This window comes from Mucilaginibacter sp. (genome assembly GCF_041660805.1).
Classification (GTDB): domain Bacteria; phylum Bacteroidota; class Bacteroidia; order Sphingobacteriales; family Sphingobacteriaceae; genus Mucilaginibacter.
Genome location: NZ_JBAZVP010000021.1, coordinates 84905 through 95579 on the forward strand (window position 1 = coordinate 84905; position 10675 = coordinate 95579).

At 44.4% G+C, this 10675-nt stretch carries 15 protein-coding genes; 4 read left to right on the forward strand and 11 right to left on the reverse strand.

The window, feature by feature from the left end; translation table 11 throughout:
- The first annotated feature begins 117 nt into the window (after positions 1-117).
- The 3 genes from WC743_RS20520 to WC743_RS20530 all read left to right on the forward strand — a co-directional run bounded on the left by WC743_RS20520 (position 118) and on the right by WC743_RS20530 (position 2218).
- Positions 118-615, forward strand: coding sequence for a hypothetical protein (locus WC743_RS20520; RefSeq protein ID WP_373015073.1), 498 nt, complete (start codon positions 118-120; stop codon positions 613-615).
- Positions 616-624: 9 nt separating this feature from the next.
- A complete protein-coding gene (locus WC743_RS20525; protein ID WP_373015075.1) occupies positions 625-1128 on the forward strand; it encodes a peptide-methionine (S)-S-oxide reductase in 504 nt (167 codons plus the stop codon).
- A gap of 67 nt (positions 1129-1195) precedes the next feature.
- Positions 1196-2218: an LLM class flavin-dependent oxidoreductase gene (locus tag WC743_RS20530; protein ID WP_373015077.1), complete on the forward strand. Its 1023-nt coding sequence runs from the start codon at positions 1196-1198 to the stop codon at positions 2216-2218.
- Positions 2219-2375: 157 nt separating this feature from the next.
- On the opposite strand, the gene WC743_RS20535 is transcribed toward WC743_RS20530, so the two are convergent.
- The 9 genes from WC743_RS20535 to WC743_RS20575 all read right to left on the reverse strand — a co-directional run bounded on the left by WC743_RS20535 (position 2376) and on the right by WC743_RS20575 (position 8800).
- Positions 2376-3425 (reverse strand): DUF6268 family outer membrane beta-barrel protein, encoded by a 1050-nt coding sequence (locus tag WC743_RS20535; RefSeq protein ID WP_373015079.1) that lies wholly within the window; start codon positions 3423-3425, stop codon positions 2376-2378.
- Positions 3426-3453: 28 nt separating this feature from the next.
- The gene (locus WC743_RS20540) at positions 3454-3972 is read right to left on the reverse strand and encodes a hypothetical protein (protein WP_373015081.1); all 519 of its coding nucleotides are present in this window, start codon (positions 3970-3972) and stop codon (positions 3454-3456) included.
- Positions 3972-4319 carry a hypothetical protein gene (locus tag WC743_RS20545; RefSeq protein ID WP_373015083.1) on the reverse strand — a complete coding sequence of 116 codons (348 nt, stop codon included), beginning with the start codon at positions 4317-4319 and terminating at the stop codon, positions 3972-3974. The genes WC743_RS20540 and WC743_RS20545 overlap by 1 nt, the downstream gene beginning before the upstream one ends.
- A 31-nt stretch (positions 4320-4350) precedes the next feature.
- Entirely contained in the window at positions 4351-4905 is a 555-nt protein-coding gene (locus WC743_RS20550) for a hypothetical protein (protein ID WP_373015084.1), read from the reverse strand.
- A gap of 98 nt (positions 4906-5003) precedes the next feature.
- Positions 5004-5447, reverse strand: coding sequence for a DUF2147 domain-containing protein (locus WC743_RS20555; protein ID WP_373015086.1), 444 nt, complete (start codon positions 5445-5447; stop codon positions 5004-5006).
- A gap of 31 nt (positions 5448-5478) precedes the next feature.
- Entirely contained in the window at positions 5479-6255 is a 777-nt protein-coding gene (locus WC743_RS20560; protein WP_373015088.1) for an SDR family oxidoreductase, read from the reverse strand.
- A gap of 93 nt (positions 6256-6348) precedes the next feature.
- Positions 6349-7278 carry a helix-turn-helix domain-containing protein gene (locus WC743_RS20565; RefSeq protein WP_373015090.1) on the reverse strand — a complete coding sequence of 310 codons (930 nt, stop codon included), beginning with the start codon at positions 7276-7278 and terminating at the stop codon, positions 6349-6351.
- A 72-nt stretch (positions 7279-7350) separates the two neighbouring features.
- Positions 7351-8457, reverse strand: a complete 1107-nt coding sequence (locus tag WC743_RS20570; RefSeq protein ID WP_373015092.1) for an MBL fold metallo-hydrolase — start codon at positions 8455-8457, stop codon at positions 7351-7353.
- A gap of 64 nt (positions 8458-8521) precedes the next feature.
- Positions 8522-8800: a hypothetical protein gene (locus WC743_RS20575; RefSeq protein ID WP_373015094.1), complete on the reverse strand. Its 279-nt coding sequence runs from the start codon at positions 8798-8800 to the stop codon at positions 8522-8524.
- 8 nt (positions 8801-8808) lie between these two features.
- On the opposite strand from WC743_RS20575, the gene WC743_RS20580 reads away from it, so the two are divergent.
- On the forward strand, positions 8809-9057 hold the full coding sequence (locus WC743_RS20580) for a hypothetical protein (RefSeq protein WP_373015096.1): 249 nt from the start codon (positions 8809-8811) through the stop codon (positions 9055-9057).
- Between the two features lie 194 nt (positions 9058-9251).
- Here the strand turns inward: WC743_RS20580 and WC743_RS20585 are convergent, their stop codons facing one another.
- Positions 9252-10178: a hypothetical protein gene (locus WC743_RS20585; RefSeq protein ID WP_373015098.1), complete on the reverse strand. Its 927-nt coding sequence runs from the start codon at positions 10176-10178 to the stop codon at positions 9252-9254.
- Positions 10179-10358: 180 nt separating this feature from the next.
- Entirely contained in the window at positions 10359-10481 is a 123-nt protein-coding gene (locus tag WC743_RS20590) for a hypothetical protein (protein WP_373015100.1), read from the reverse strand.
- Positions 10482-10675 lie beyond the last annotated feature (194 nt).

Below are 10675 nucleotides of genomic sequence, written 5' to 3' on the forward strand. Positions count from 1 at the left end.
GGTGAGGTACGGTCGTTTCGTGGCTCCCAAATAAATTAATGACACCAACATGAAGTCGCAGCTAAGGTCAGCCCACCGATGTAAAATCCCTATATTGTATACCTCAACCAAAATCCAATGAACGAAAGTTTAAGCAACCTTGCGGCTGTATATGCAGCTAACACACAGATGAGTACAAACGCCATTGTAAATTTGGCAAGCGACATCAGTAATATTTACAGCATACTTAACGCAACTAATTACAAATCAGAACTATACGTCGAAATACAGGTGATCGGATCAAGGATCAATGCAACCGCTTACGACGCGGAATTGCTTTCCCAGGCTGCTATGGAATTATCCGCCATGGCTGCTGAGTCATTAGAAATATCAAAGAAGGCAGAAGCGCTTTTTTCGGATACAAAATCGGTTCGTGAAAGACTAACAGGCATTGTAGATCAGCTCATCAAATTCGAAAGTTTGATAGTTAGGAAAAAGGCGGTCAATCCGCTAATTGCCGGTGATCTGATTACATTGGTTCATTCAGCCGTGTCAGATGGCATAAATGCTAAACTACTAATTGAGCTTGCTTTCAAATCGATCAATACTTTGGTAGCTGCCTTTCAAAACAACTAAATTTGCACCATGCAAAAAATCGGATTTGGCGGCTCTTGTCACTGGTGTACCGAAGCGATCTTCCGGTCGCTCAAAGGGGTCACTATTGTCGAACAAGGTTGGATAACGTCCGATGGCGAAAACACAACGCCGTCCGAAGCCGTTATCGTTGGCTTTGATGAAACGCAGATCAGCCTGCAGACTTTAATTGCGATCCACCTGCATACCCACAGCTGCACAGCGGCACACAGTATGCGCGGTAAATACCGCTCGGCGATTTACACATTTACAAGCAAACAAGCCGGCGCAGCCAACCAGGCCATCCAAAACCTGCAAAATGAATTTGAGGAACCCGTCATCACCAAGGTTTTGCCATTTCAAACTTTCAGGCTCAATGAAGAAAATTACCTGGATTACTATTACAAGGACCCGTCAAAGCCATTCTGCCGAAACATCGTTAACCCCAAACTAAAAGAATTATTCAAGCGGTTCGCCGAACACATTTCTCCCGAGCGCGTAGACCACTTAGCTTAACTGTAAACAAAAGCTTGACTTTTCCCTGATGCGCAACGAGCTAGCAATTAATTAGCTTTGCAATAGCATGAAGAAAATTGGATTCTTATCGTTTGGACATTGGTCCAACCATCCTGCTTATAAAACCCGTACAGCAAGCGATACCCTGCTTCAGTCCATCGATCTGGCTGTTGCTGCTGAAGAGATCGGTTTAGACGGTGCCTATTTCCGCGTCCACCATTTCGCGGCTCAATTGGCATCACCATTTCCTTTATTATCGGCCATAGGCGCCAAAACAAACAAAATAGAGATCGGGACCGGTGTGATCGACATGCGGTATGAAAACCCTATGTACATGGTTGAAGACGCCGGCGCTGCCGATCTGATCTCCGGCGGGCGACTACAATTAGGGATCAGCAGAGGCTCTCCAGAACAGGTTATCGACGGCTGGCGCCATTTCGGTTATGAACCGGCGGAAGACGAAAACGATGCAGATATGGGGCGCAAAAAAGCATTAGAATTCTTAGATAAACTAAAAGGAGAAGGATTCGCACAGCCGAACCCCAACCCGATGTTTCCGAACCCGCCGGGCTTGCTACATTTGGAGCCACACTCGGAAGGACTGCGGGAACGCATCTGGTGGGGAGCTGCATCAAATGCCACGGCCGTTTGGGCGGCTGAGCAGGGAATGCACCTGCAAAGTTCTACCTTAAAGTTTGATGAAAGCGGCAAGCCGTTTCACGTACAGCAGGCCGAGCAGATCAGGTTGTTTAAAGAAGCCTGGAAAAAAGCCGGGCACCAGCGAGAACCAAGAGTTTCAGTGAGCCGTTCAATTTTTGCATTAATAACAGACCAGGACCGATCCTACTTCGGGCAGCAGGCTAAAGGAGCCGATAGCTTCGGCTATATCGAAGCTGACAAACGGGCGGTCTTCGGAAAAAGCTATGCAGCCGAACCAGATCAGCTGATCGCGGAATTGGCCAAAGATGAAGCCATTCAGGAAGCAGATACGGTACTTTTGACCATACCCAATACATTAGGTGTGGATTACAATGTACATGTACTGTCTTCGATTCTTGAGCACGTAGCTCCCGGGCTGGGTTGGCGTTAAAATATTTGATATGGATACACTATTTGTTCTGGAAAGCGAATCTTTGTCGTTTTGCCGGGCCCACCGGGTCTGCTTCGGGCTTTTTTCCGCGCCGCTCAGCATCGGGATCATCTGTCAAATCCGATCCGTTGACAGGCTGTCCTGGTCTGCGATAACTTTACTTTTTACGTTTCGCAAAGGGATTGAATGAGAGACCCAGATTCACGTAAGGCGCGGGATCATTACTGGCTTTCCAGGCGTAGTCACTAAATGACCTGTCCTTTTCGAAAGCGCGGCTGTAAGGATTCATCCGGTAGCCGGCCCGAAGGCCAAGAACGATATGGCCCGGAAGTATATGTTCATATGCTAAGCCCATGTTCAAATCGATCTGGCGATATTGATAGGTCTTGCGGTCTTGCCCTGCATTGTAAAGGAAAAATGTTGTATTGGGGTCAAGTTCCCAGCCGGCGGATAGCCTGCCATTTCCAAACATCTGTTTGCGGACATACAGATATTGCGGTAAAAACAGGTCCGCCTCCAGTCCATTATTAAACTTGTGCTGGTAAAGAAATGTCGGTATGGGTACCCCAGGCAACATTGAACTGGGGTCCGTGCTCGCCAAAAGCCCTACGTTCATCCTTGTTTTGTCGTCGGCTTTCAGAACAAGGGAGCCAAAAAACAGCCCACGTATCCGCTCAAAGGACCTTTCACTACCATCCACATTCACACCGGCAGAATAAATAACAGTCTTTCCGAACAACCTGGAGAAATAACTGATGTTGAGGCCTTCTGTGAAATATTGATATTCATTTTTAGATCGCTGAGGTACCCCGGCTACGGAACCTGAAAAATTCGACTCTTCGTTTATAACACGATAAAATGCATTTCCCTGAAGAAGCCAGCGACGCCTTTGTATGAGGTTGATGTTGGCACTTGCTGTAAACTGTGACCAGTTGGTAACCGTACCGGCCGGAAGATCCTGTCCTCTGAGTGAAGATGTGAAATTATAGTTGCCGTACTGTTTAAAGTCGATGCTAAAAGGCATCCGTTCAGCAAACGTTTCGGCAGCGGAACGGGTAACCTTCTTGACTATGCTATCCTGAGTTTGTGCCTTTACACTAAAGGGTAGGATCAAAAATGCGGTAAATACCGTTGAGGCCATGACGCGGCCTGAGGTCCCCTTTTCCAAGAAGTGAAAACAAGAAACTAACAAATTGTGAATGAACATGATTGTATGGTTTTAGTGTGTACAGTTATTAATTTTTATGTCCGAGTTTTATCCGGACGAACATATCGATACCGCAAGTGGTCAGCTTAACATAGCGGATAGGTGACTTCATAATATCCGTCCTTTGAATGTGTAACTTGATCAAGAGGTGGATGATCTGAAAGATATAGGTTCGTATCAGGTCATATTTGTAGATATAATCTGATTCAACGCTATTAAACACTTTGTCAAAAATCGGTGCCAGTATTTTTACATCTTCATCTTCCAATTCAATACTGATGGGTTGGTTGTCCTTAAAAAGATGAATGCCTTCGAAATTGCACCAGACACCTTTATGGAAAAAGGGCTTGTCAAATGATAGTAAATAGCCCGGATCGTTATCATCCCATTCCAGGTTATCTGAACAACAGAAAATAAGCGTAGGCTTTTTTACCGTTGTTATATTCAGTTTCAGGCAGATGTAGAACTGCTTTTCGTAAGGTAGCAATTTTCCATTACCGCCCTGTCCTGTTGGCCACCAAAAAGCTTCAAAATGTTCATTATCCATTACTTTTTAAAAGGATGCCCCAAATAGATGATAAGCAGCGGTATCATTAGAAAGGGAATTTCGATCAACGCTGTTTTATAGTTGCCGGACTTAAGGGATAATCCCATGATCAGGACTATGGTCACGGCGTTTACCATACATGCGATATAGTATGTTTGTGGAAAAAGCACGGCAATACCAACAGCGATGCCAACAACGCTCATGAAAAGTATAACCGATCTTCCGATGCCCAGTTCTGCGGCCATCTTTGCCTGCTCTGGATTGGCGTCGATATGGAAACCGTCCCAGCCGTGCTTTATGCTAAGGACAGCTGTTATAAGAATGAGTATGCCACTAATAATTTTCATTTTTAATTGAATTAAATGGTTTGGTTTGGTCTCAGCTTACCACGTTCTGCATTTGCAGCCCCTTAAAGGCCTGGTAAAGACGTTCAGAATAGTCGGTAACTAACTTATCTTCCTTGCGTTTTGCATTGACAAACAATACCCATGTCCAGGCATTGATCTTTTTGATTTTTTTGAAGATCAATTGCTTGCTTGAAGATATCGCAAGCTCCGATTTTACCATGTTCCTGGGGAAATAGTTGAGCACAAGCGGTCCGGGAAATCCGATCATAAAACCAACGGCAGGCATAATGATCATACCAAGAAAGTTCACCAGATAGGCAATCATCTTATTTCTTCTGCTTACAAATTCACCTTTGGAAAAATCGATCTTGAGGCAATTCGCATCGGCCTCATCGCTGCGGCGAAGTACAAGCGTATTGCTCTCCCTGTTATACCGGGTGATAGCGCTCTCCACGGCATTTTCTAACTGAGGCCTTACCCCGGCCTTTATTCTACTTCCGAAATTCCAGATCACATCAACGATCCTGGGATCTGTTAATTCACCAATGGCCTTGTCATTGGTTACAGGCATTGTTAAAATTTTCATTGTTCTGTTTTTTAGTTTTATATGTTATACCGGATTATATTCCGATTAGTGGAAACGCAGCCTCTGCGCTTTTTGGCAACAGCGGGTTGTTAAACTGTCTAATGTACCCGCGTCCATTTGAAAGTTTTGCCCATCATGGGAACACCTTTATAACCCCTTGTTTCAAGATCGTTGGGGCCTTTTAACTCGCCTTTGATACTATAGGTACCGCCATTCTCTACACTGTATAATACCCCATTGATATATTTCCCGTCCTTGTAGGTCAGCTCGGTAATATGTACAAGACCCTGCCTTGAGCGGCTTCTGAGTTTCTCTTTAGGATTTTCAGTATCCTTTTTAGGCGTTTTACCGTCAGCTTCAAACATGAATTTCGCTTCTAAAAGCTTGCCGGAATAGGTATTGCCTGATTTAAATATCTCTATTTTCATGGCATTGTCTGCCGAAAACCACACCCCCAGGATCTTGTCCGGTGACAGCGATTGTGCGAATGAACCGGTAACCATAAGCAACAGTATACCAGTGAGAAGAGTTATTCTTTTCATAATTAATTGTTAATGAATGAGTAGTGAAAGTTTATTTAGCTGATACGACTTTTTCGTACATTTTGGCGGATTGGGAAAGTATTAATTTTGGAGCAAGCCTGGTCATAATGCGTATAACCTTAGCCAAGCCGGGATAGATCTCATAGGAATCGTTTTTCATCCCCTTGATCGCCTCGTCTATCAGCTTGTCCGGAGCCATTAACATCTTTTCGTTAAATCCTTCGTCGTTTTTGAATTTATCATTCAAAGGGGTTGTGGAACCCGGAGCAACAAGCTCGAATACTTTAACATTGGTATTTTTCAACTGCACCCGCAATGATTGCGTGTAAGAGCGTAGCCCTGACTTTGAGGCACCGTAAACAGGAGCTATAGGAAAAGCCATCAGGGCGATGCCCGATGTAATGTTCATAATGGCCGCGTTAGGCTTCCGTTTGAGGTGGGGCAGGAATTGTTGGACCATACGGATGGGCCCCATTAAATTGATTTCTACTTCCCGGGTAATATCAGACAGGTCATGGTCATCATTTAGGAAGATCTTACGCATCTCCCCGGCATTATTGATCAGGATATTCAGGCCAGGAAATTCTTTAATGACCTGCTCGTATAAACTGCTGATATCATCAATTTTGCTGACATCACTTTGTATGGTGTGTACACCCGGCAAGATCTGTTTGGTCTCTTCAAGTTTTCGGGCATTTCTTCCGGTGATGATCACCGTATTGCCGAGTCCGATCAGCTTTGAGGCGAACTCGAACCCAAATCCGCTTGTTCCGCCGGTTATTAAAATAGTGTTTTTACTTAATTCCATCTGCTTTAGATTTGATAGAACAAAGTTGGGAAGAACGGGTGAATAGGCCTTTGCAAGAATCAAAACAATGTTTGCAAAAAACAAACCTTTATCTTAATTCCGGAAGGCTAAAGGAGAACTATCGGTCTGTTTCTTAAAAAAATTAGAGAAATGGGCCACTTCCTCAAATCCCAGGCTAAGCGAGATCTCGGACACGTTCCATTCCGTTTGTCTGAGCAGGATCTTTGCTTCCTGGATGATCCTGTTACTGATCAGGTTCTTGGTGGTCTGTCCGGTCTGTTCTTTTAATACCCTGTTCAAATAATTGACGTGGATAGAAAGCTGATCGGCGTAATCTTTTGGTGTACGTAACTGCAGCCCCTGAAAGGGTGACGCAATTGGAAACTGACGTTCCAATAGTTCAGCAAACAGAGATGACACGCGGGCCGCGGCATTGTGCTCCTTATAAAGATCAGTAGCAGGCTGCAGCTTTTGCCCGTAATGGATAAGCTCCATTAAATAGTTGCGTATCAGGTCGTATTTATAGACATAGTCAGAATTGATCTCTTTATACATTTTTTGAAATATCGCTCGTATCTCTATCTTCTCCTCTTCCGATATATGAAAACAGGGATAACCGCCGGGTTTAAATATAGGAAGGTCATCCAGGACGACCCCGCTTTTAGATTGAGCCAAAAAATCGGCAGTAAAAAGGCAAAAGTAGCCACGTTGATCCATATCCTGCGGAAGCCAGGTATAAGGTACTTTAGGCGTAGTAAACATCAGCGCCTGCTTTTCAATATCAATGACCTTATCTGCATATTCTGCCCTGTTGCGGCCGTCGATGAGATTGATCTTATAATAAGCGCGCCTGTTATAGGTCATATTTGGCTTTACCTTTACAAGCTTTATCAGTTCGGCCACATCAAACACGTTAAAATGTCCGACTTCCTTGGTCAGTCCCTCCGGGAGTAACTGGCTGATGTCTTTATTTAAGGCGGCAGAAGCCTCCTGATAAAACCTGTCCACTGAAATGATATCCATGCTTTTTGTTTTGCAAGAATCAAATATAAGGAATCATTTTGAGCATTGGGCAATTGTGGGGTAAAGGGCTTTTTATCGTAATTCCCACCAAATGAGGTTTAGCGGAGTGGTGCCGATCACATAGGGTTCGCCAATGCGTGGAATAGTCACAGTGAGCCCTGACTTCTTTGCTGCCGGAAGCAGCAGCCTTACCGGCTCGTTCCAAATGTGTGCGCTTTCGGCAAACTTCGCCCAGTGCACCGGTTGCAGGACGCTGGCCTGCAGATCAGTTGCTGCCTGTGCCGTTTGTACGGGAAGCATATGGCTATGCGGCCAGTTTGGTCCGTATTGTCCGCATTCGATGAGCGCCAGATCAAAGGGGCCGTATTGTGAGCCGATCGTTTTAAAGTGATGTCCAAAGCCACTATCTCCGCTATAAAATATACGGTAATCGCCTGTCTTGATCACATAGGAAGCCCACAAAGTTTTATTAGCTGCAAAAGTGCGGTTGGAGCCATGCCTTGCCGGTGTGGCGGTAATACTTGAACCGTCGGGCAACACATACGATTGGTGCCAGTTAAGCTCCCTGATCTGTTCCGGTTTATATCCCCAGTATCTCAGATGAGAACCCACTCCTAACGGAACTACTATTTTCTTAACCTGCCTGCGTAATTTTTTGAGCGTACGGTGATCAAGATGATCGTAATGATCGTGCGATATAATGATAACATCGATCGGTGGCAGATCTTCGGCGTTATAATTTGTGGCACCCTTAAAGGCCTTTATTAAACCGGGTATTGGCCCGGCATTGTCGCTGAAAATAGGATCGATAAGTATGTTGATACCGTGGTGCCTGATCAACACTGTGGAATGGCCGAACCACACCACAACAGGCTTATCATCCGGCAATTTTTTCAGATCGGTTTTGACCCAGGGAAGCTGCCTCGGGGGATTAACCGAATCAGGTTTCCCAAAGAATAGCTTCAGCATTCCGACTCGTTTGATCTGAGTGGTGTCATCTCTATACTGCAGGTTCCGGAACTCCCCGTTTACATAATTCGGCTGTTTGTTTATTGCAGTCAGTGCTTCACCTTTAGGGTTTTGACCTAAGGATGTAACAAGCCCGCATCCAAAGGGAAGATAGATGAGGAATATCAGACAGGAAGCAGCTAAAATGCGGGGTAATCGGGCGTTCATCATTGGTGATAGAGAAACTGGTTGAATATAACGGTATAAGCAGACTGATCGTGCCTTAGATTTGTGATCAGGTGATCAACGAAATGCTCCGGTTGATCAGGAAACTTTTTTCATGGATAATAATGGTCAGGCAGGTCAGTGGCTTCCTGAAGTTTTGTACGCTCCTTAGAACGAAGTGCATCACATATCTGATCTGAACGAGCTTCAGCTTTTCGGCCGTAGCGTCATAAGTATAACTGATGCCCGCGCTTACTGTTGCCGGCAGGTTCAGCATATTGTAGGTAAAGTCCTTGCTGTTGCGCCCGGTAAACCGGCTCAACCAGATTACCGGCGGGCCGCTAGCCACAAACGCCTATGTCTACGATGCCAATGGTAATGCCACTACCCGCCATCACGACTCAGGGTTCGGATATTACCCATGTTATCGTAGCTCAGCACTTCGCTCATCTCAGTAGCGCGGCTAAGAGCGAGAAAATATATTTCATACATGATAAGCCTGGTCTTATTGACTTTTCCGGGCATTTTTATTTAAAGTTTCCACCTACTGCTTTAACCGGTCTATCTGCTCCTGTTTTTGTTTGTCTTGCTTATTTCTTCTCTTAATTCACAACCCGTCTTCCGTTTGTTCAATTGAATACAGATCAGCACTGATCTAAGGTCTGTCTGTTATCTTTTTAACTACTTGTCTTTTCTATTGGAAATAAGCCGTTTCCTCTTTTTCTTACACAGCTCACATTAAATTCACTCCCGCCGGTATTAGAAACCACGCATTGAGTTTCATGAAAGCATGAAATGTTTTATTCTTTCCTTTTTGATAGAATAATTAGCGCTTTAAGCTGTGTCCGTAAATCATCGATTTGCTGCTGTTGATTATCGATTTGTAATTGCTGCTGTTTTAATTGCTTTTCACTTTCAAGCAGGTAGAGTGTCAGTTCCTCAATCTTTTTAGTCTGTATTTTGCTGATCTCACCGACGTTCAATCCATTTTTTATAACCTCTTTCTCTGAGGGTACATCTGGCAGATGATGATTCCGGTCTATATACGCTTTCACATCTGCAAGCGCAGGAAGCTTATATTGAGGATCAAACACAAAGTCCGACCAGCCACTCATATCAACTTTTACAACTTGTGAATGGATGGTACCCGCTACAGCCAATAATGCATCCGGATTGATTGTCCCAATACCTACATTGCCGCCAAAAGGATTGATTGCAATGTTTTTAGCCGTATTTGTGACACTGTTAAAGCCTTGTATCATCGGATTATCTGTAGACACATAGCCCACTCCAAGTGATATCGGCGGATTGGCCGTATTTATTCTCATTGTCAGGGTGGTAGCAACGTTTGCGATCGATGATGTCACGCCCCCTCCTGTCATCTCCATAACCGCTGACGGGCTTGTTGTGCCGATTCCAACTCTGCCGGCGAAGTACCCTTGTCCATCTGCTCTCACATAATAGTTGGTCGTTCCATTGGTAACGCCATCATAATAATAGTTGGCACTGCCATTGCTATTATCTGTCCATGCCCTGAATATTCCATTCGGATAACTGTATGTGGTCCCCGTTTGATGTCCCGTAAAAAACGACTGGGCAAATGGGCTTTGCGTAACTATTTTAGAATAGTTTAAGACGCCATTACCGTCGACTGAAAGAGTAGTTTGCGCATAGCAATCGCCTATAGCCAAAAATAATGGCACCATTACAAGGAGAATTTTTTTCATAAATGTGACAGGTTAAATTTGCCCTAATATAGTACCTACATTTAATTTTTTATGCGAATCAGGCAAATTTAACCTTTGGGCAATTAACTTTCATTGCAAGCTTTGCGTGGGAGTCACCATCAATAGATGGTGTCTGCTATTTAGCTATTATCTAATCTTTTAATTAAAGACACTGATTTTTTAGTTGGGCGATTGCGGGACCACCGTGGGAACATAGCTAAGATTGGTTACCTGTGCAGTACTGTTCATTACAAGGCAGCACAAGGCCAGCGCTATTGCCGGAAAAAAGACTTGGATCTTCATAAATTATGATGAGATTGGGATTGTTATTTGGATTTTGAAAGCAGGATATTCAATTTACTTTCCAGCGCTTTTATTCGTTTTTCCTGGCCGACAAGCTTTTGCTGATGTGCTTCGTTTTTCTGCTCGCTCTCAATGGCGTATAGGGTAAGTTCCTCCACCTTTTTAACCAGCAGTTTGTTCATCTCGCCCAGGTC

Bases quoted from the DNA above. Each gene is read 5' to 3' on its own strand.
- WC743_RS20590 (WP_373015100.1), bottom strand. From the start codon at position 10,481: ATGAAGATCCAAGTCTTTTTTCCGGCAATAGCGCTGGCCTTGTGCTGC.
- WC743_RS20520 (WP_373015073.1), top strand. From the start codon at position 118: ATGAACGAAAGTTTAAGCAACCTTGCGGCTGTATATGCAGCTAACACA.
- WC743_RS20585 (WP_373015098.1), bottom strand. From the start codon at position 10,178: ATGAAAAAAATTCTCCTTGTAATGGTGCCATTATTTTTGGCTATAGGC.
- WC743_RS20580 (WP_373015096.1), top strand. From the start codon at position 8,809: ATGTCTACGATGCCAATGGTAATGCCACTACCCGCCATCACGACTCAG.
- WC743_RS20550 (WP_373015084.1), bottom strand. From the start codon at position 4,905: ATGAAAATTTTAACAATGCCTGTAACCAATGACAAGGCCATTGGTGAA.
- WC743_RS20560 (WP_373015088.1), bottom strand. From the start codon at position 6,255: ATGGAATTAAGTAAAAACACTATTTTAATAACCGGCGGAACAAGCGGA.
- WC743_RS20535 (WP_373015079.1), bottom strand. From the start codon at position 3,425: ATGTTCATTCACAATTTGTTAGTTTCTTGTTTTCACTTCTTGGAAAAG.
- WC743_RS20525 (WP_373015075.1), top strand. From the start codon at position 625: ATGCAAAAAATCGGATTTGGCGGCTCTTGTCACTGGTGTACCGAAGCG.
- WC743_RS20565 (WP_373015090.1), bottom strand. From the start codon at position 7,278: ATGGATATCATTTCAGTGGACAGGTTTTATCAGGAGGCTTCTGCCGCC.
- WC743_RS20545 (WP_373015083.1), bottom strand. From the start codon at position 4,319: ATGAAAATTATTAGTGGCATACTCATTCTTATAACAGCTGTCCTTAGC.
- WC743_RS20555 (WP_373015086.1), bottom strand. From the start codon at position 5,447: ATGAAAAGAATAACTCTTCTCACTGGTATACTGTTGCTTATGGTTACC.
- WC743_RS20570 (WP_373015092.1), bottom strand. From the start codon at position 8,457: ATGATGAACGCCCGATTACCCCGCATTTTAGCTGCTTCCTGTCTGATA.
- WC743_RS20530 (WP_373015077.1), top strand. From the start codon at position 1,196: ATGAAGAAAATTGGATTCTTATCGTTTGGACATTGGTCCAACCATCCT.
- WC743_RS20540 (WP_373015081.1), bottom strand. From the start codon at position 3,972: ATGGATAATGAACATTTTGAAGCTTTTTGGTGGCCAACAGGACAGGGC.